Source organism: Aeromonas sp. 601027, from assembly GCF_049174455.1.
Taxonomy (GTDB): Bacteria; Pseudomonadota; Gammaproteobacteria; order Enterobacterales; family Aeromonadaceae; genus Aeromonas; species Aeromonas veronii_A.
In genome coordinates, this window is sequence record NZ_JAAKTN010000002.1 from 186015 (window position 1) to 204428 (window position 18414).

Annotated in this window: 17 protein-coding genes; 4 read left to right on the forward strand and 13 right to left on the reverse strand. The window is 61.0% G+C overall.

What is annotated here, in order from left to right; genetic code table 11:
- Positions 1–136: 136 nt before the first annotated feature.
- Genes dcuC through G5193_RS04670 form a run of 3 tightly spaced genes read right to left on the reverse strand, consistent with a single transcriptional unit; the run spans position 137 to position 4286 of the window.
- The gene (gene dcuC / locus G5193_RS04660; protein ID WP_042029811.1) at positions 137–1498 is read right to left on the reverse strand and encodes a C4-dicarboxylate transporter DcuC; all 1362 of its coding nucleotides are present in this window, start codon (positions 1496–1498) and stop codon (positions 137–139) included.
- A 54-nt stretch (positions 1499–1552) separates the two neighbouring features.
- Positions 1553–2470, reverse strand: a complete 918-nt coding sequence (gene rihC, locus G5193_RS04665; protein WP_421205143.1) for a ribonucleoside hydrolase RihC — start codon at positions 2468–2470, stop codon at positions 1553–1555.
- A gap of 16 nt (positions 2471–2486) precedes the next feature.
- A complete protein-coding gene (locus G5193_RS04670) occupies positions 2487–4286 on the reverse strand; it encodes an adenine deaminase (protein ID WP_421205145.1) in 1800 nt (599 codons plus the stop codon).
- A 135-nt stretch (positions 4287–4421) separates the two neighbouring features.
- Here G5193_RS04670 and G5193_RS04675 point away from each other — a divergent pair, with 135 nt between their 5' ends.
- On the forward strand, positions 4422–5360 hold the full coding sequence (locus G5193_RS04675; RefSeq protein ID WP_216953035.1) for a LysR family transcriptional regulator: 939 nt from the start codon (positions 4422–4424) through the stop codon (positions 5358–5360).
- A gap of 178 nt (positions 5361–5538) precedes the next feature.
- On the opposite strand, the gene G5193_RS04680 is transcribed toward G5193_RS04675, so the two are convergent.
- Positions 5539–6141, reverse strand: a complete 603-nt coding sequence (locus G5193_RS04680; RefSeq protein ID WP_421205147.1) for a nitroreductase family protein — start codon at positions 6139–6141, stop codon at positions 5539–5541.
- Positions 6142–6414: 273 nt separating this feature from the next.
- Here G5193_RS04680 and G5193_RS04685 point away from each other — a divergent pair, with 273 nt between their 5' ends.
- Both G5193_RS04685 and G5193_RS04690 read left to right on the forward strand, forming a co-directional pair.
- Positions 6415–7950: a diguanylate cyclase domain-containing protein gene (locus G5193_RS04685; RefSeq protein WP_421205149.1), complete on the forward strand. Its 1536-nt coding sequence runs from the start codon at positions 6415–6417 to the stop codon at positions 7948–7950.
- A 247-nt stretch (positions 7951–8197) separates the two neighbouring features.
- Positions 8198–8680: a YMGG-like glycine zipper-containing protein gene (locus tag G5193_RS04690; RefSeq protein ID WP_164536239.1), complete on the forward strand. Its 483-nt coding sequence runs from the start codon at positions 8198–8200 to the stop codon at positions 8678–8680.
- Between the two features lie 96 nt (positions 8681–8776).
- Here G5193_RS04690 and G5193_RS04695 read toward each other — a convergent pair whose 3' ends face one another.
- The 5 genes from G5193_RS04695 to G5193_RS04715 all read right to left on the reverse strand — a co-directional run bounded on the left by G5193_RS04695 (position 8777) and on the right by G5193_RS04715 (position 13737).
- A complete protein-coding gene (locus G5193_RS04695) occupies positions 8777–9733 on the reverse strand; it encodes a D-2-hydroxyacid dehydrogenase (protein WP_164536240.1) in 957 nt (318 codons plus the stop codon).
- A 144-nt stretch (positions 9734–9877) separates the two neighbouring features.
- Positions 9878–10642: a DUF3530 family protein gene (locus tag G5193_RS04700; RefSeq protein WP_164536241.1), complete on the reverse strand. Its 765-nt coding sequence runs from the start codon at positions 10640–10642 to the stop codon at positions 9878–9880.
- A gap of 134 nt (positions 10643–10776) precedes the next feature.
- Positions 10777–11343 (reverse strand): elongation factor P, encoded by a 567-nt coding sequence (efp, locus tag G5193_RS04705; protein ID WP_005362323.1) that lies wholly within the window; start codon positions 11341–11343, stop codon positions 10777–10779.
- Between the two features lie 45 nt (positions 11344–11388).
- On the reverse strand, positions 11389–12597 hold the full coding sequence (gene earP / locus G5193_RS04710) for an elongation factor P maturation arginine rhamnosyltransferase EarP (RefSeq protein WP_421205151.1): 1209 nt from the start codon (positions 12595–12597) through the stop codon (positions 11389–11391).
- 96 nt (positions 12598–12693) lie between these two features.
- The gene (locus G5193_RS04715) at positions 12694–13737 is read right to left on the reverse strand and encodes a GMP reductase (protein WP_005348017.1); all 1044 of its coding nucleotides are present in this window, start codon (positions 13735–13737) and stop codon (positions 12694–12696) included.
- A 381-nt stretch (positions 13738–14118) separates the two neighbouring features.
- Here G5193_RS04715 and G5193_RS04720 point away from each other — a divergent pair, with 381 nt between their 5' ends.
- A complete protein-coding gene (locus G5193_RS04720; RefSeq protein ID WP_421205153.1) occupies positions 14119–14613 on the forward strand; it encodes an ATP-dependent zinc protease in 495 nt (164 codons plus the stop codon).
- Between the two features lie 38 nt (positions 14614–14651).
- On the opposite strand, the gene G5193_RS04725 is transcribed toward G5193_RS04720, so the two are convergent.
- The 4 genes from G5193_RS04725 to G5193_RS04740 form a co-directional block, all read right to left on the reverse strand.
- Entirely contained in the window at positions 14652–16088 is a 1437-nt protein-coding gene (locus tag G5193_RS04725; RefSeq protein ID WP_421205154.1) for an ATP-binding protein, read from the reverse strand.
- A complete protein-coding gene (locus tag G5193_RS04730; protein WP_236325156.1) occupies positions 16085–16771 on the reverse strand; it encodes a response regulator in 687 nt (228 codons plus the stop codon). The genes G5193_RS04725 and G5193_RS04730 overlap by 4 nt, the downstream gene beginning before the upstream one ends.
- 130 nt (positions 16772–16901) lie before the next feature.
- A complete protein-coding gene (locus G5193_RS04735; RefSeq protein WP_421202795.1) occupies positions 16902–17534 on the reverse strand; it encodes a tetratricopeptide repeat protein in 633 nt (210 codons plus the stop codon).
- Between the two features lies 1 nt (position 17535).
- Positions 17536–18405 carry an SDR family oxidoreductase gene (locus G5193_RS04740; protein ID WP_270817691.1) on the reverse strand — a complete coding sequence of 290 codons (870 nt, stop codon included), beginning with the start codon at positions 18403–18405 and terminating at the stop codon, positions 17536–17538.
- Between the last annotated feature and the right edge of the window lie 9 nt (positions 18406–18414).

Consider the following 18414-nt stretch of genomic DNA (forward strand, 5'->3'; position numbering starts at 1 on the left):
GGCTCTTGGTCGCAAAAGTTATAGACGATCCCCACCGATTATCTTCCGGGCGCTTACCTGTAGTGGGTTCACTTTCAACCGGAGGTAAAAAACCGTCTGCAGGCGACCGGATTGATCGCCTGCAGATGGAGCTGGTTTAGCTGAACAGCAGGTAGGAGAGGGTCATGCAGCAGATGATGCCCGAGATGATGGGCACCGAGGTGCGCTTGATGATCTCGATGGGATTGCTGCCGGTGATCGAGGCGATGACGATGATCACCGCGGCGACCGGCGACATGGATCGGATCAGGTTGGCAGTGAGCTGCATCGGCAGGGCCACCGCGACACTGTTGACGCCGACCTTCTCAGTGATCTCGGGAATGATGTTGATAAAGGAGTAGAAGACTGCCAGCCCACTGCCGCTGATAAAGCCGATCAGCGCCGCCGTACCGGAGAAGAAGAACATCAAGATGGAGCCGACGCCGTCGATGTGTTTCACGCTATCGACCAGGGTATCTATGATGCCGATGGCTTTCAGTCCCTCCACCAGCATGCTGGCCGCTACTATGAGCGAGACTACCTGAGCCAGACCCGTCCCCATGCCGGTGAAGAAGATGGCGAACTCCTTGCTGGTCTCCTTGATATTGCCTTTGCGCAGCAGCTCCACCCCTATGGTGAGCAGCAGGCAGACGAAGGTGATCTCCACCAGCCCGAGGGATATATGGGTGAAACAGATGCCGAACAGCAGCACCAGCACCAGTGGTAGCACCGGGAAGAGGCCGTAGTAGGCGGGTGGCAAGCCGGTGGGCACGGCGAGCGACTCCTCTTTTTCCTCCAGTCCGCCGCGTGCCTGCTGCCGCTTGTCCATCGCCTTCTGCCAGAAGTAGTGCACCACTGCCATCAACGCCAGTGTCGGCAGCGAGATGGGGGCGTGGTAGGAGACGATGTACTCCACCAGCGGGATGCCCAGCTTCTGGGCGGCCAGCACGTTATCGGCCCCCAGCGGGCTGGGCATGATGGTGGCAGTGGTGGCAATGACGGCCCCCGCGGTGAGGGAGGACATGTTCGATGCCTTCAGTACCGGATAGAGGGTCGCCATCAGCAACACCGCCAGACTGGCAGCGCTTGGCACCACCAGCGAGAGCAGGTTGCCCAGGAGGAAAATCACCGGCACCAGCAGGTAGGGAGAGCGGATGCGGCTCAAGGGGCGGGTCAGCAGCATGACGGTGACGTCGTTGGCGCCGATGTGGCTCATGTAGCTGGAGAAGCCGAACAGCACCATGATGGTGAGGCCGACATTGCCCATCTGGCTGATGAAGATCTGCTTGATCTGGACGAAGGGATCAAGCCAGCTGAGGCCGCTGCTCTGCGCCGCAGGCAGCAGCGGGTGGCCCAGTCCGACGGCGGCAAACATCAGCAGCAGTCCGGCGCCAAACAGCACTATCTTGGCATCGTAGTTTTTGGCGATGAGATAGCCGCAGATGACCAGGATCAGGGTGCTGACAATTATTTCCAGCATGTTTCCAACACTCTCTTCTTGATGTGAATGGGCCAGCGAGCTGGCGGTTCGGGATCAGATGGCGCGGGCAAGGGTCTCCATGCACCAGGCCCTGAATCCGGGCACGTCGATATCGAGACACACCTCGGCGTTGGGCGGGCGTTTGAGCCGGTTGTTGATATCCACCGAGGTGGTGCCGAGGGTGTGCTCACCCCGGGTCTCGATGGCCACATGGCAGGCCCGGGTGATAAAGAGATCGGGGCGCACCAGATAGGCAATGGCGCAGAGATCGTGCATCTTGAGCCCGGTCTGCATACTGCCGCCGCGATAGTGGCCGAACAGGGCGTGGAGCATGGCGCCGGTGCGGTTGAGGGCGGGCAGCGCCGCAATCATCTCGCCGGTCAGGGTGGCCCGGCTGGTGATATCGAGTCCGCACATCACGATGGGCAGACCGCTGCTGAAGACGATGTGAGCCGCCTCCGGATCCACGTAGATATTGAACTCGGCATTGGGGGTGTGGTTGCCCCGACCGGCCGAGCCGCCCATCAACACGATCCGCGCGATCTTCTCCCGACACTCGGGGTGCAGGGTGAGCAGCAGGGCGATATTGGTCAGCGGCCCGATGGGCACCAGCGTCATGGATTGTTCGCTGGCGAGCAGGGTGGCCTTCATGGCTTCGACGGCATGCTCCGGTATCGGCTGTTGCCCGGGTTCGGCAAACTCGTAACCATCGAGGCCGGAGTGGCCGTGGATATGGCTGGCATTGTCGAGGGGGCGCACGAGGGGCTGGCTGGCCCCCTGTGCCACCGGCACCTCTTGGCCGAAAAAGTGCAGCAGGCGCAGGGCGTTGCGGGTGGTCTTGCTGACATCGACGTTGCCGGCGACCGTGGTGATGAGCGCCAGCTCGATCCCGGGGTGAAACAGGGCGGCGGCGATGGCAACGGCATCGTCGATGCCGGGGTCGGTATCCAGAATAATGGCGACAGGGTTCACGCTGTTCTCCTCGAGGTTAATCGGCTTGGCTGGCATCGTGGGGCCAGCAGCAGATAAAGGGGTCGACAATCTCGCGGGTCAGGCCATCGGTGAGGCCGAGATCGGTCAGATGGGGCCCCGCATTGCAGGCAAGGCAGGTTCCCTCGATGGCCTTGAAGACACGGTAGGGGGGCTCCCACTCCACCACCTTGCCGCTCACTTCGCGCAGAGCGTGGAAGCTGGCGGCCAGCTCGCTGGCCGGCAGGTCGGAGAGCATGCCGGCGATGGGCATGGCAACGTGGGCCAGCACCTCACCCTGCTGGACGACCGCCATGCCGCCCCCGCTGGTGATCAGAGTGTTGGCGGCCAGCATCATCTCTTGCGGGTCGCGCCCCAGCACCACCAGATTGTGGGAGTCGTGGGAGTAGCTGGTGGCGATGGCCCCTTGCAGCTCGCCCCACCCCTCCAGCAGCGCCAGCCGGGTGCCCGCCTGATGGCGGCCATGGCGGTGTTGCACCGAGATGAGGCTAAATCCCGCAGGCACGATGACCCGACCATCCCGAACCTCAACCTCGGTTTCACTCCACTGGGTGAAGCGAGCCCCCTTGATGGTCTTGAAGCGGGCCCGACCCGCAGTCAGCCCGGGTACCCGGATGATGAACTCCTCCTGCGTGCGCAGGGGGATCTGCATGGTATCGCGCGGCGCCTGACAACCGGCGACATGCTCGGAGGGTTTGAGAATGGCGCCATGGCGGGCGACCCGCTGACCACCGCTGTAGACCCAGAGCGGGTTGAGATCGGTGAGGTTGTCGAACACCACCAGGTCGGCGCAGCGGCCGGCAGCAACCAGCCCCAGATCGTTGCGCTGCAGCCGGATGGCGGCATTGAGGGTGGCCATCCGCAGCACGTCGGGCACCGCCAGCCCCAGCTCTGCCAGCAGCTTGACCAGCGCAATCATGCCCCCTTTCTCCAGCAGCATGTCGGGCGGCACATCGTCGGTACAGAGGGTGATTTGGGAGGAGAGGTGGGGCAGCTGTTTCAGCGCAGCGACGATCTCCGGCAGCAGGTAGGGGTGGGAGCCGCGCAGCTGGAGGGTGAGCCCGGCCCGCAGCTTCTCCAGCGCATCGGCAGCCGAGGTGAGTTCGTGATCCGAGCTGACCCCGGCGGCCAGATAGGCTTGCAGCCGGTGACCAGTGAGGCCCCGGGCATGTCCCTCAATCAGGGCATTGCGCTGCAAACCGGCGTGCAGGATGCCGGTCATCCGCTCGCTGCCGCCCAGCACCCCCTGCATGTCCATCACCTCGGCGATCCCCGCCACCTCTGGCCACTCCAGCATGGTGGCCATCTCAGGGCCGTGGAAGTCGGCGCCCGACATCTCGAGACCCGGCGTCGAGGGAACGCTGGAGGGGGCGGCGCAGATGACCCGCAGCGGCAGATTGCGGCTGGCGTCGATGGCATAGCGTACCCCCGCCAGCCCGAGCACATTGGCCAGCTCGTGGGGATCCCAGAAGATGGTGGTGGTGCCCTGCGCGACCACCACATCGGCGTAGCGCTCCGGCGTCAGGTGGGAGCTCTCCACATGGACATGGCTGTCGATAAGACCGGGCGAGAGATAGGCGCCGGCCAGATCGTGGGTCTCGCGTGCCTGCTGGAAGGTGCCGACCGGATGGACGCTGGCGATCAGCGGGCCGACCAACCCCACGTCGACGGGGCGGATCTCGCCGGTCACCATGTCGATCAGGTTGGCGTTGGTCAGCAGCAGATCGAAGGGGGCTTCGCCGAGGGCTGCCTGCACGGCGCGGCGGCGCAAGTTGAGGGATGCATCTTGTTCACACATGAAGGAGATGGCCTGACAAGGGGAATAATGGGCCCACTTTAAGGAGGGGATTGGCCCGTGCATAGCGCAAAGAATTTATAACTGGATAAGAAAGGGTTATGCTGCTGCAAACGTTTTTCTCCGGTTGTCGATTTCATGTCCGAACCCTGGCGCCGTCTGCCTGCGCTCTCTCTCAAGCAGATCCAGTATTTTGTCACGCTGGCCCAGCTGCGCCACTTCACCGAAACGGCCAATCAGATGGCCATCAGCCAGCCCGCCCTGAGCAGTGCCCTGCGCCAGATTGAATCTGTGCTTGGCGGTAAACTGTTTCACCGTACCGCGCAGGCGGTTACCCTGACCGAACAGGGGGAGGCGATCCTGCCCCACGCCAAAGGGCTGCTCAATGTAGCCCACGCCGCTTTTTCCGATATGCAGCAGGTGATGGTCGAAGGGGGCGATGGCACCCTGCGCATCGGTCTGATCCCGTCGGCCTGCACCCTGATGTTTCCGCTGGCGGCCGCCCGTCTGCAGCAGCAATTTCCGGGCTTGCGGGTCGAGTTTCAGGATCACACCAACGACGGTCTGTTGCAGGCGCTGGCCGAGGGGGCTCTGGATGCGGGAATTGGCGTGCTGGATGGCGAGTTGCCCGACTCGCTGGAGGTGACGCCGCTGCTGGACGATGCGCTGGTGGCGGTGATCAACCAGCAGGATCCGCTGGCAGGGGAAGAGGCCATCAGCTGGCATGAGCTGACCCGCCGCGACATCGCCCTTTTTGCCAGAGGCAACGTCAGCCGGCAGGTCAACGGACTGGCCCAGAGCCAGTTGCCCGGGCTCAAGCCCAGATACACCACAGATTATGTCGAGACGCTTTACGGCTTGGTGCGCTCAGGGTTGGCAGTTGCTATCCTGCCCGGACTCTATGCCGCGAACCTGCGCGATCCCCAGCTGAAAGTCGTGGCGCTGCACGAGCCAGTGCTGAGTCGAACCCTGGCGCTGATGTGGGCGAAAGGACTCTCCCGATCAACTCGCATCGACGAAGGGCGAGCCCTGCTGCGCGCCACCATTATCGAACAGCTAAGTAGTCAGCACGGCTGAGGCTGGCACGAGGTGAAGGTGGAACCTGGAGAGACATCCCTGCTGGTGACGCTGCCCGCCTGAGCTGTGGTGCGAGTGCGTGACGACCGCAGATTGCGGTATGAACCATCGCTATCCGAACTCTTGATGTCGCAATAAAAACGCCCCCGAGATGCGGGGGCGTTTTGCTATCTGGCCGTTATTTGAAAACGCGGAAACGGGTGGCATCGTCGATGAAGGTCTTGTCGCCGGCCGGTTGCTGGATGCTGCCAAAGGGCATCTGGGCACGCAGCAGCCAGCTGGCTGGCAGGTTCCACTCCTTGCGTACCGCCTCGTCGATGAGGGGGTTGTAGTGTTGCAGGGAGGCGCCGATCTTCTCCTGGGCCAGGGTGGTCCAGACCGCAAACTGGGCGATGCCGGTGGCATGTTCCGACCAGATGGGGAAGTTGTCTGCATAGAGGGCAAACTTTTGCTGCAGATCCTTGATGACCTCGGTGTCTTCGAAGAACAGCACAGTGCCGAAACCTGCGCGGAAGCTGCCATCCACCTTGGCCTCACTCTGGGCGTAGGCCTCCGGCGGCACGATCTTTTTCAGCTCGGCTTTGACGATATCCCACAGCTTATGGTGCTGGGCGCCAAACAGGATGACGGCGCGGGAGCTCTGGGAATTGAAGGAGGAGGGGCTGTGCCTGATGGCATCCTGGATCAGGGCCGTCAGTTGTTCCGGTGTATGGGACACCTGGCTGCCCAGGGCATAGATGGTACGACGTGCTTTGATCTGTTCGATAAACGGACTGCTCATAACATCTCCTTGTTCTGCTTGGCGTTGCAGCCGGTGATGGACGGTGTGTCCAGCGCCGGCCGCGTCAGGTATAGACTATAACACCCGCAATGCAGAGCGGGGTTAACCCGGGGTAACTAGCGTTTTTCCTGTCAGTTGATATTCGTTTGCGAACCTTGATGTTTTGTTAGTATTGGAAATGTCATTAAAGGGGCGTTGAAGTGATATTAATCAATGATTCACTCTCCTTTCTCTCGCACAATCCCGCTATGTTTTCCCCTGTTCGGATGTCATGTGAGCCGCTCGTATCTCAACAAGCGTTACTATGTGCTGGCCCCCCTCTCCGCACTGCTTGGCTTGTTGATCCTGATCGTGACTATCATCATGGCCATTGCCAGCTATCTGCGGGATATCGACATGACGGTATCCGGCTTCGGTCACATGGCTTCCTCCGTTGAGGCGTCCTTGATCCACGAGATGGTGAAGGTCAATGAGCGGCAACTGGCAGTGCTGGAGGGCTCCCTAGACAAGGAGAAGATAGCCCGCGGCGAGCCGGCCGACTCTCCCATCTGGGCTATTGCCCATCAGATCAAGCCCGGCAACCACTATATCTACTTTTACAACCTGAAAACGGATCGCATCGACAGTTACCCGGAGTGGCTCGCGCCCCCAGGTTATAAGGCAGCGCTGCGCCCCTGGTATCAGGTGACCGCCATGCCGGGCGACGAGCCCGTCTGGTTTGGCCCCTACCCTGAATACAATACTCAGGAGCTGATTCTCAGCCTGATCAAACGGGTGAGGGACGAGCAGGGGCAGTTGCTGGGTCTGCTGATGGTTGACATGTCATTCGACTCGCTGCAGCAGGCGCTGCAGCGCACGGTCGGTAGTAATCAGGCGGCACTCTATCTGACCTTGCGTGACACTGATCAGCTGGTAGTGGGCAGCAATATGGATCTGCTGGCGACCAACACCATCAAGCAGCATCAGAGTCAGCAGTGGCTCGGCCTGGATGTGCTGTGGCATGGGACTTATATCAAGCGTGAGCTGGCGGATATTGGTTGGGATCTCAACATCTATCTGCCGCCAGTACTGTTTCGTGACAGCCTCTACGATGCGTTGCAGATGGTGGTTTTTCCACTGCTCTCTCTGTTTGCCATCTGGTGTTGCAGCCTGAGTCTGCTGGTGCGGATCTTCCGCCAGGAGCAGGAGCTGGTGTCGGGCTCATTGACCGGCATCGTGCGCGATCTGGAGCGTTCAGCGCCTGTCAGTGAGCCCAAGACCTGGTTCGTGCGGCGTAGCCTGAACGAGATCGATCAGGTCAGGGCCAGTTTTCTCAAGGGGCAGGATGCGCTGTTGCGGGATCCCCTGACCGGTATCATGAACCGACGAGCCTTCGAGCAGCACAAGGCGGCACTGGAGCAGAGGGGGGCGTGCTTCTGGCTGCTGCTGTTTGATGTCGATCACTTCAAGGGGATCAACGACAGCCAGGGCCATGCCTTCGGCGATCAGGTGCTGTGTCGGGTGGCCAACTGTCTTGCTGATGTGCTGGGGGTGAGTACGGTTTACCGGATAGGTGGGGATGAATTTGCCGCTCTGCTGCAACAGCCACAGGATGAGTTGGCGGAGAAACTCGGTTGTCTGCTTGAACTGGTGCGTCAGCAACAGTGGCGTGAACACCATGGGCCGATCACCCTGAGTGCCGGCGGCGCCTGCCATTCTCCTGCCGCCGGCCCTATCTTCGAGCGGGCTGATGCTGCCCTCTACCGCAGCAAGGAGGCTGGCCGGAACTGCTGGCATCTGGCTGAAGGGGTGGCAGGGGCCCTTGACTGACAGCTTTTGTCCCAGCGCGCTGACTATTCGACAGGACGCGGCTGCCAGGTTATCGGTCACTTTGTCGTGACTGTCTGGTTCAATGTTAATTTTCACGTTTTAATTCAATAGGTTGATTCTACTCTTCCTGTGTTGGCTGTGACTGTACTGCCATTGACTGTCGCATCCCTGTTTTCTGCTGGCTGGCGAACCTGATAGCTCTTTGTATAGTGCTGCTGATTATTAATCAGGTTTGACAGGAGTATCCATGGATATGAGTACGCGTGGCATCGGTGCTCTGGCTCTGTTGGGGGCGTCATTGCTGGGCAGCACTGCGGCCCACGGTTCGGAAACTCTCAACACCATTCTCGGTGGTGGCGCAGGCGGGGTGGCGGGCACCATGATCGGCAAGGAGTTGGGGGGAGATACCGGTGCGCTGGTAGGTGCGGCCATTGGCGGCGCAGCCGGTGGTGCGGCGACGGCCAACAAGGGCAACAAGAATGAAGCGGCCCTTGGCGGCGCGGTGGGGGCGCTGGGCGGTGCCGCCATCGGAAAGAGTGTCGGTGGTGATACCGGCCAGCTGATCGGCGCCGGGGTTGGTGGGGCGAGTGGCTCGGCCATCGGTGCCAAGACTGGCGATGGCCACCAGAGTCAGGAGCGCTATTACGATGATGACGATGATCATCACCATCACAAGCACCACAAGAAGTACAAAAAGCATAAGAAGCACAGATGGCACGACGACAATTGATGCGTGTGCAGTGAGTGCGGAAGATGCAAAACGGGGCCTGTTGGTCCCGTTTTGCATGGTGTGGTCACTCGATTTTGCGGTTACTCGCTTGTGCGGTTACACCAGCCGGTGCTGACGGCGACCGGCGGCAAAGGCGTTGATGTTGTCGATCAGCTGATCGGCGAGACGCTGCATAGACTCCTCGCTGGCCCAGGCCACATGGGGGGTCAGAATGAAGTGAGGGTATTGCAGCGCCTTCATCAGGGGATGGTCGGGAGGCGGAGGTTCGACGCTCGCTACATCGAAACCGGCACCGCCGAGGCGGCCATTGGCCAGCGCTTGCAGCAGCGCCTCCTCATCCACCAGTCCGCCACGGCCGACGTTGATCAGCAGGGCTCCCGGTTTCATCAGATCCAGCTCCCGCTCGCCAATGAGGTTGCGGGTGTAGGGGGTGAGCGGGCAGTGCAGGCTGATGACGTCCGAGCTTTGCAGCAACTCGTCGAGGGGGAGGCGATCCTCGTCGTGGCTGGTGCCGACCTGGCTCTGGGCGTAACGCACTGTCATCCCCATCCCCTTGGCCCGCTCGCCGAGCGCCTGACCGAGCGTTCCTTTGCCGATGATGCCAAGCTGCTTGCCGTGCAGATCCATGATGTTGTGGTCGAAAAAGCAGAACTGGCCGCTCTGTTGCCAGCGCCCCTCCAGCAGCGACTGGCGCCAGCAGAAGAGGTTGCGCGACAGTGCCAGCATCAGCGCCATGGCGTGCTCCGGCACCGAGGGGCCCGAATAGTTGCGGATATTGCACACCCCGACGTTGGCGGCGTGGCACGCCTCCAGATCCACGTTGTCGCTGCCGGTGGCGGCGAGCGCGATGAGTTTGAGCTCCGGTAGCTGGGCCAGCTCGGCGGCGCCGATCCGTACTTTGTTGATGATGGCAATACTGGCATCTTTCAGCCGCTCGACTACCTGTTCCGGGGCCGTGCTGGGATAACTCTGCCAGTGGTGGGGGAAGTCGGGATGACGCAGGGTGATGCCCGCATCCAGGGTATCGCTGTCGAGAAATACGATTTGCTGCATGGTCCTTCCTGCCATTTTTCCGGTGTCGAGGGATCATGATGCCAAACAGGATACAGTCATTGCCAGCTCGCCGCTGTGTCATGGCTGGGCTTTATCCGGCAGATGTGAGCTTGCGCGCTTTATTGCGCCACGCTAGCGGCCGGTTTAGAGCCAGCCCAGATGGTTGAGCCAGCCCTGAATGCGGGTGGGGGTCTCCTCCAGCTCCATCAGGGCGTAGGGGCGATAGTTGAGCTTGTTGCTGCGCCGGCTCTCGCTTTTGCGGGCCTCGGCGGCCAGCAGTGGCCAGCGACCGCCATCCTCCTGATAGAGGTCCAGGGTGGGGATGGCCGCCTGAGCCACCTGTTTGGCCAGGGTCTGGTTGCTCTGCTGATTGGGGAAGAAGCCATCGAGCAGCACCAGCGCGTCGGGGGCGGGCAACTGTTCGCTGGCGATGAGATTGGCAGTCCAGGCGGCGCCGGTACCTTGCGCCAGGATCAGCTTGAAGCCCCCCTCCTGCAGCTTGGCATCGGCCAGCTTGCTGATCCGCTCGGCAAACTGCTTGCGAAACTCATCGCTGTTTTTCGCTTTTTTCTCGGCGGCTGGGTCCAGTTCGGTCTGCTGGGGGGAGGGCAGCAGCAGCAGGGTATCAAAGCCCAGCCGGCTGAGAGCGCGAGTCAGTTGCCAGAGTTGGCCGCTGCGCTGCCAGTCGGGCAGTAAAATGGCGAGCCCCAGATAGTTTTCACTGTCGTGTTTGGCGAACAGCACCGTCTGCTTGTCGATCTGGGTAGCATCGGGCAACCCTTTCCAGTCGCTGGCTTGCCAGTGGTCGAGGGGCATAGGTTCGGCAACGGGGGGGGCGACCTCGCTCGCCTCTGCCCCATGGCCAGCCAGCAAGGTCAATAACAGCAGTGATAAGGATAATCTGGCCATAGTGTGCTCCCCCGGTTATCTGGGTTAGCGGCGGCGGCGGGATTTTCTGAAGGCGGGCGGTGTGATGGCAACTCGGAGGCAATAAAAAAGCGAGCCGGTGGCTCGCTTTTTTGTAATCAATTCAAAGCGGTCAATTAGTTGACGCGACGCTTGAATTCGCCGGTGCGGGTATCGATTTCGATCTTGTCACCGATCTCTACGAAAGCGGCAACAGCCAGCTCGTAGGTAGTGCCTTTCAGACGGGCAGGCTTGGTCACTTTACCGGAGGTGTCGCCACGGGCAGCCGGCTCGGTGTACTCAACTTCACGCACGATGGTGGTCGGCAGTTCTACGGAGATGGCTTTCTCGTTGTAGAAAGTCACTTCGCAGATGTCTTCCATGCCGTCTACCAGGTAGTTCAGCACGTCACCCAGGTTGTCTTTCTCTACGTCGTACTGGTTGTACTCGGTGTCCATAAAGACATACAGGGGGTCGGAGAAGTAGGAGTAGGTGCACTCTTTACGTTCCAGCTGAACAACGTCCAGCTTGTCGTCGGCCTTGAAGACGGTCTCGGTAGCGCTGCCGTTCAGCAGGCCCTTCAGCTTCATTTTGACCACGGCGGAGTTACGGCCGGATTTGTTGAATTCAGCCTTCTGAACCACCATCGGCTCGGTGCCGATCATGACTACGTTACCAGCGCGGATTTCCTGTGCGGTTTTCATGTAAAAAATTCCTGTTCGTGAAACGGACGGATAAAAACTGCCAGATTATATACGGCTTTCTAAAAATTTCACCAACCGTGTGACGAGATCCCCATCCCGGAGCAACTTCTGTGACCAGCTTCGCCCATGTTGCTGCCAAATGGCGCTATATCGTGGCCATTGGGTCCAAAGTTCGCGGCAATCTTCACCACGGTTGAGAGCCAGATTAAAGCGGCGCAGCCATTGGCCGCACTCGGCGGGTAGATCGGATAAGTAGTGGTCAAGGAACTGCTCCAGCTTGACCAGATGGGCCTCCTCCTCCTGTTGGTAGATGTGCCAGAGGAAAGGACGAGCCGCCCACTGGGCCCGCACGAAGGAGTCCTCCCCGCGTACCAGATTGAGATCGCAGCTCCACAGCAGTCGATCGTAGCCAGCCTGATCGGTCATCGGCAGCAGCTTGATGGTGAGGTTGCCCGAGTGGAGTAGGTCCCCCGCGTTGGCTGCAGGGATGGCATCAGTCAGACCGGCACCGGTGAGCACATCGTTGAGAGAGCGCCCCAGCGGCAGCAGCAGGGTGACGGGCGTGGCGTTCTGGCACCAGCTCTCGACCAGACTCTTCAGCGCATCGCTCTCGTAGGTAAAGAGGCTGACCCGCAGCTCGTGCTCTTGTTTTGGCGGCAAACCGAGGCTGGCCCAGTAGGCGGTAAGTCCCGCCTCATCTTGCTGCCACTGTTCCCGTTCGGTGATGAGGTCGCGTTCGCACAAAAGGCCGCCGGTTTTAGCGGTAAAGCCCGGGAAGAAGAAGTATTTATTGAGGCTTTGATTGCCAACCCGCTGGGGCGAGGCGAGACCGTGGCAATCCTCGACCCAGCTCTCCGCCGAGAGGTACTCCAGATTAATCCAGCAGGGGGGCTTGGGTTGGCTCGCCATCAGTTCGGCCATTCGTTCAATGAAGGGGGCGGGCAGCTCGCAGGCAAAGGCCTCGATCACCACCTTGGCCGGGGTCATGTCGCTCGGCAGGGTCTCATGCCAGTGCTGGATATAGATGCCATCGACCCACTGGCCATCCTGCGCCGGGTCGAGACCTGGACAGATGCGGGCGAAACTTGCCAGGTCATCCACCCAGAGCCGCACCTGAACCTCATTGCCATGTGCCGCAATATTCCCCTCCCGTTTTAGCTGGCGGGCTAGTCGCCAGGTGACGCCGATGTCGCCGAAGTTGTCGACGACGCAGCAGAAGATGTCCCAGTCAAACGGGGGCAGGGGAGTTGTCATGGCTCGGGATCCCGGATGCAAAAAAACCGGTGCGCAGGATAGCACACCGGTTGACTGGCTTCTAACCGTCAGCGCGTGACGGCGGTCTGTGGCTGGTTACTCTTTGCCGTAGACGTTGTTCTCTTGCTCACGCACCCGGATAAAGGTAGTCCGTTTTGTCAGCTCTTTCAGCTGGCTGGCGCCCACGTAGGTACAGGTGGAGCGCACGCCGCCCAGAATGTCGCGCACGGCGTTCTCGACCGGGCCGCGGTAGGGCAGCAGCACGGTTTTACCCTCGGAGGCGCGGTACTCGGCGACGCCGCCGGCGTGCTTGTCCATGGCGCTGGAGGAGCTCATGCCGTAGAACTTCATGAAGGGTTCGCCGTCTACATCGACGATCTCGCCACCGCACTCCTCGTGGGCTGCCAGCATGCCGCCCAGCATGACGAAGTCGGCGCCGCCGCCGAAGGCTTTGGCTACGTCGCCCGGGCAGGTACAGCCGCCGTCACCGACGATCTGGCCGCCGAGGCCGTGGGCCGCATCTGCACACTCGATGATGGCGGAGAGCTGCGGATAACCGACACCGGTCTTGACGCGAGTGGTGCAGACAGAGCCCGGGCCGATGCCAACCTTGACGATGTCGGCGCCGGAGAGGATCAGCTCTTCGACCATCTCGCCGGTCACCACGTTGCCCGCCAGAATGACGTGGTTGGGGCAGGCTTCACGAATTTTGCGTACGAACTCAACGAAGTGTTCGGAGTAGCCGTTGGCCACGTCGACACAGATGAAGCGCAGCGCTTCGGACATGGCGAGGATTTGGCGGGTCTTGGCGAAATCTTCAGCCGAGGTGCCGGTGGAGACCATCACATGGCCCAGCAGCGCCGGGTCGGTCTCGTTGACGAAAGCTTGCCACTGCTCAAGGCTGTAGTGCTTGTGTACCGCTGTCATCATCTCGAAACCGGCCAGCGTGCGCGCCATGGCGAAGCTGCCAACGGTATCCATGTTGGCGGCGATAACGGGTACGCCTTGCCATTGGGTCTGAGTGTGTTTGAAGGTGAACTGACGGGTCAGGCTTACTTGGGAACGGCTCTTGAGAGTAGAGCGCTTGGGGCGGAACAGGACATCCTTGAAACCGAGCTTCAAGTCTTCTTCGATACGCATTACAAATTCCTTATTGAGCCTTGTTGAAAGTCACTTTTGCAGTGGCAAATTTTCGGCAGGCGCAAAAAAACCGGTGGTTTTCAGGCCCTCCGGTTTACAACAGTGTAGGCAAAAATCCCTTCAGAACAAGACTGATAATTTGTAAATCCTTGTGGTAGCCTTTGGCGTCACAACCTGAGGTTAACCACCAGTTTCATCCAGCACCGTTCGGTGCCTTGCTCTCCTTCGATATTCCCGCCCGCTTGGGCCGCCGTTCGGCCACTCTTTGTCGTCTCTCTCCTGACCCGCCAGATATTATCCAAGTAGCTGAAATAAATCGGATTGACCCACAATGGGACTGTGGTAGATCTGGGCGCAGGGTTGACAAGGCAGGGCAGTAAAATGGGCAAGATGATGGTGGGGATCACCCTGATGCTGGCAATGTGTGGCAGTGCGCTGGCAGAGACCCCGACCAGCTATGGCTGGATCGAGAAGGGACTTATTTTGCCCACCGGCGTGGCGGTAAAGATGAAACTCGACACCGGGGCGCTCACCTCTTCCCTCGATGCACGCTCCATCACCAGATTCAAACGGGATGGCAAGCCCTGGGTGCGCTTTATGCTGGTGGTGACCGATGCCGACAGCGGCAAACTGGTCAAACAACAGTTCGAACGGAGGGTCGAGCGCAGCGTGACGGTGCGCGGGGCGGGCGGTATGGAGCAGCGGCCAACGGTGACCATGTCCATCTGTCTGGGGGACAAGGTGTATGAGGAGTGGTTTACCCTGCGGGATCGCAGCAAGATGATCTATCCGGTGCTGCTGGGCCGCCGCCTGCTGGCCGAGCTGGGCCCGGTGGATGCCAGTCGAACCTTTACCGTGCAGCCAGATTGTCATTGAAAGTAAAGAGCCCGCATCGCGGGCTCTTTACTTATCGCTTATCTTGCCGGCGGGAGCGGGAGTAACACGCTCACCTCCAGTCCCCCTTCCGGTCGGTTGTGGACATCGAGGTCGGCGCCGTGCAGCTGGGCGATGCGCGAAACGATGGCCATGCCGAGACCCACGCCATCCCCCTGCTGGGGATTGACCCGAAAGAAGCGTTCATACAGCCGGGGCAAGGCGCTGGCGGGAATGCCGGGGCCGTTGTCACTTACATCCACCCTCACCCGGTTGCCCTCTCGCTGAACCCGCACCCTGATCTCGCCCTCCGGCTGGGTGTAGCGCAGCGCATTGTCGATCAGGTTGCTGAACAGCAGTTCAAGCAGGGTGGCCTGCCCCATCACCAGCAGTGGCAATTCACACTCCAGCGACAGCTGCTGATCTTTTTTGAGGGCGATGGGAGCCAGCGTCGCCAGGGTGCCTTGCAGCAGGTGGCCCACCTCCAGTTCGGTTAATATCAGCCCCTGCTGGTTGTCGATACGGGCCTGGGTCAGCAGTTGGCGGATCAGCCGATCGCTGCGGTCGAGGGCCTGCAGCATCTTGTGCAGGGATTGCTGGCGGCCCACTTCATCTTCGGCAGCCAGGGCATTTTCACTGTGGATCCGCAGCACCGCCAGCGGGGTGCGCAGCTCGTGGGCCGCCTCGTTGGTGAACTGCTTCTCCCGCTCTATGGTCTCAGCCAGCGCCTGCATCAGCCGGTTGATCTCGTTGGTGAGGGGGGTCAGCTCCTGCGCGCTTATCTTGAGGCTGAGGGGGCTCAGGTTGGCGGGGTGACGTTCGCTGATGGCCTGGGCCAGCTGACGAAGGGGGGCTAGCCCGCGGGTGATGAGCCACCAGAGCAGGGCCAGCAGGAAGGGCAGGGTCAGCAGCAGCGGCAGCATGGTGAGGGTGGCCATCTTGCTGGCCAGTTCGCTGCGCTCGTCGTCCCGCTCGGCCACCACCAGCCAGGTCTGCTCCTGCTGGTTGTAGAGAGTGAAGGTGCGCCACTGGTGATTATCTTTTTCGACCGTGTCGAAGCCGATGGCCAGGGTGACCAGCGGCTGCTCCGGGGCGCTGGGGGCGCGCAGTAGCAGGCCGCCTTTTTCATCGAGCAGCTGGAAGTAGAGATTGCGTTCGAACTCGTGGCCGTAGGGGGTGATCTCCCGATCCTCGCCGGTCAGGTTGAGGCTGGGGTCTTTTTGCCACTCATCGGGGTTCTGTGCCTCCCACTCCTGATAGACGGTGCCGTTGGCGGGCAACTGCCCCTGCTGGGCCATATAGCGGGCCAGCAGCTGATTGGTGATGCGGGCCGACTGGGCGAGGCGGGCATCAAACAGCTCCTCCATCTCGTGGCTCGCCTCCATGTAACCGATAAAGGCACTGATGGTGAGACTCAGGCTCACCAGCGTCAGGATACCGGTGAGTAGAAAGCGGCGAATGGAGCGGGGGCGTTTCATCGTGCGGGTGTCCGGCTTGGCTGTTCAAGCTGGGGAATGATGTAGCCGACCCCGCGAATATTGCGGATGAGGTCGCTGTAGAACTTCTTGCGCAGATGGTGGATATGCACCTCTACCGCGTTGCTCTCGGCGCCTTCATCCCAGCCGTATAGGCTCTGTTGCAGCTGATCCTTGCTCAGCACCCGGCCGCTCTGGCTGATCAGCTCCTGCAGCAACTTGTATTCGTGGGGGGTGAGTTTGACCACCTCCCCCTGATAGGTGACCTGCTGGGATTCGGGATAGATAAGGATATCGCCATACTCCAGCACTGCTTGAGCCTGCCCCTTGCTGCGGCGAACCAGGGCGCGCAGGCGGGCGTTGAGCTCCTGCAGGGCGAAGGGCTTGACCATGTAGTCGTCGGAGCCGGCATCGAGGCCGACCACCCGATCGTCCAGCGCATCGCGGGCGGTGAGGATCAGCACAGGCAGCTGGTGTCCTTCACGTCGCAACTTGCGCAGCAGGCTGAGGCCATCGATGTCGGGCAGATTGAGATCGAGGATCAGGGCGGCGAACTCGTCGCTCTTGAGGGCTGCCAGAGCGGGCAACCCCTGTTGCAGCCAGTCCACCGTGTAGCCGCTATGGCGCAGTGCATCCTGCATACCATCCCCCAGCATCACATCATCTTCCACCAGCAGGATCCGCATTCTTTTCTCCCTGTTTGTTGGGTGTGGCGATCTGGCTCAGCGCCAGGGCGTGCCGTGGCATAAACAACCCTGCCCACCAGTATGCAAGCTGGTGGGCAGAGTTTAAATAGTTCTTTGATCCATCAGGGTTTTATAGCTTGGCCAGCCGATCGCGGATCTCCATTCTGCGCCCTTCGTCGGCCACTTCGCGACCCGGGCGGGCTGGGGCGACCAGCGCCTTGTCGAGATAGGTTTTGGCCTCGGCTTTGCGACCCTGATCCAGCAGGAAGTCGCCATAGAAGAAGTTGGGGTCGATGCCATCCGGATTGATGGCCAGCGCCTGCTTGAGCAGCTGCTCTGCCTTTTCGTCATCGCCAAAACCGACCGGCCAGCCGGGCACCTGATAGTAGAGGGAGCCCAGGCTGGTATAGGCGGAGCCGTCCAGCGCCTTGGGATCCTGTTTGAGTGCCAGCTCCAGCTTGGCTTTGGCCTCTTTCACCAGACCCAGTGCCCCCAGCCCCCCTTTGGCCCCCGCCCAGGTGCTCTTGACGATGGCCGACCAGATCAGCAGATCGGCGCGAAAAGGCTCCTTGGCGCTGGCCGCTTCGGCCTGGGTGCTCAGGGTTTCGAGGCAGCTCTCTTTCGCCTTGCCGGTCTGTTGATACTGGCAGACGGCCCACTGTTGCTGGATGGGGACGAGGGCATCACCCGCGGCCATGACCGAGGAGGACCCCAGCAGGATGGCGATGGCACAAGAGGTCACTGATTGACGGAAAAAGTTCATATTAATGCTCCTTCTTGGTCGGGATCGGGCGGGACAAGTCTGGTTGTGGCGCACTGTTGGCGCCGGCATCAGTCGTCCCTGGCTGAAGATGACGGGCATAACGTTTGATGATCGGTAGCTGTCTGGCCAGCGCCTTGTCGACGATGCCGGGCAGCAGGGCATTGAGCCGCACGAACAGTTTTTCCGGCCAGCCGAGCCAGCTGCGGCGGGTTTCGTTGCACAGGGCGATGACCGCCTCTTCGGCCACCTCCTGCGGGCTGTCGGTCTGGGTGCCGAGCGCTGCATTCATCTCGTAAGCCGCTTCGGAATTGAGTTTGGTGCGGGTGGCGCGGGGGGCAAAATGCAGCACCTTGATGCCACTCCCCTCCAGCTCTCGTCCCAGCGCTTCGCTAAAGCCGCGCAGGGCAAATTTGCTGGCGCAGTAGACGCTGTAACCGGGGTAGCCGATGCTGCCCAGGCTCGAGCCCATGTTCATGATGATCCCCGGCTTGCGCATGGTTGGCAGCAGGGCACGGGTGAGCTGGATGGGCGCCTCGATATTGAGCAGCAGTTGGCGCTCCACCTGCTCGAAGCTCTGATCTTCCAGCCAGGCAAACTGGTTGCAGCCAGCGTTGTTGATCAGGATGTCGATCCCGTCCTCCAGCGCCGGGTGTTGCAACAGCTTGGCCCGCTCCTGCGCAGAGCCGAGGTCGGCGAGCACCACCTGATGGCGCTCGGGATGGGGCAGTGACTTGCACAGCCGCTCCAGTGCCGGGCCGCGACGACCGTGCAGCAGCAGGTGTGCCCCCTGGGCCGCCAGCTCCTGCGCCAGCTCTTCACCTATGCCACCGCTGGCGCCGGTGAGCAGCACGAGTTTCCCTTCAAGGTTCATGGTATGGAT

Excerpts from the sequence above, each read along its gene's own strand:
- G5193_RS04730 (WP_236325156.1), bottom strand. The coding sequence starts at position 16,771 with ATGCGGATCCTGCTGGTGGAAGATGATGTGATGCTGGGGGATGGTATG.
- G5193_RS04680 (WP_421205147.1), bottom strand. The coding sequence starts at position 6,141 with ATGAGCAGTCCGTTTATCGAACAGATCAAAGCACGTCGTACCATCTAT.
- G5193_RS04725 (WP_421205154.1), bottom strand. The coding sequence starts at position 16,088 with ATGAAACGCCCCCGCTCCATTCGCCGCTTTCTACTCACCGGTATCCTG.
- G5193_RS04735 (WP_421202795.1), bottom strand. The coding sequence starts at position 17,534 with ATGAACTTTTTCCGTCAATCAGTGACCTCTTGTGCCATCGCCATCCTG.
- G5193_RS04700 (WP_164536241.1), bottom strand. The coding sequence starts at position 10,642 with ATGGCCAGATTATCCTTATCACTGCTGTTATTGACCTTGCTGGCTGGC.
- G5193_RS04740 (WP_270817691.1), bottom strand. The coding sequence starts at position 18,405 with ATGAACCTTGAAGGGAAACTCGTGCTGCTCACCGGCGCCAGCGGTGGC.
- G5193_RS04720 (WP_421205153.1), top strand. The coding sequence starts at position 14,119 with ATGGGCAAGATGATGGTGGGGATCACCCTGATGCTGGCAATGTGTGGC.
- efp (WP_005362323.1), bottom strand. The coding sequence starts at position 11,343 with ATGAAAACCGCACAGGAAATCCGCGCTGGTAACGTAGTCATGATCGGC.
- G5193_RS04715 (WP_005348017.1), bottom strand. The coding sequence starts at position 13,737 with ATGCGTATCGAAGAAGACTTGAAGCTCGGTTTCAAGGATGTCCTGTTC.
- G5193_RS04670 (WP_421205145.1), bottom strand. The coding sequence starts at position 4,286 with ATGTGTGAACAAGATGCATCCCTCAACTTGCGCCGCCGCGCCGTGCAG.
- G5193_RS04690 (WP_164536239.1), top strand. The coding sequence starts at position 8,198 with ATGGATATGAGTACGCGTGGCATCGGTGCTCTGGCTCTGTTGGGGGCG.
- earP (WP_421205151.1), bottom strand. The coding sequence starts at position 12,597 with ATGACAACTCCCCTGCCCCCGTTTGACTGGGACATCTTCTGCTGCGTC.
- G5193_RS04675 (WP_216953035.1), top strand. The coding sequence starts at position 4,422 with ATGTCCGAACCCTGGCGCCGTCTGCCTGCGCTCTCTCTCAAGCAGATC.
- dcuC (WP_042029811.1), bottom strand. The coding sequence starts at position 1,498 with ATGCTGGAAATAATTGTCAGCACCCTGATCCTGGTCATCTGCGGCTAT.
- G5193_RS04695 (WP_164536240.1), bottom strand. The coding sequence starts at position 9,733 with ATGCAGCAAATCGTATTTCTCGACAGCGATACCCTGGATGCGGGCATC.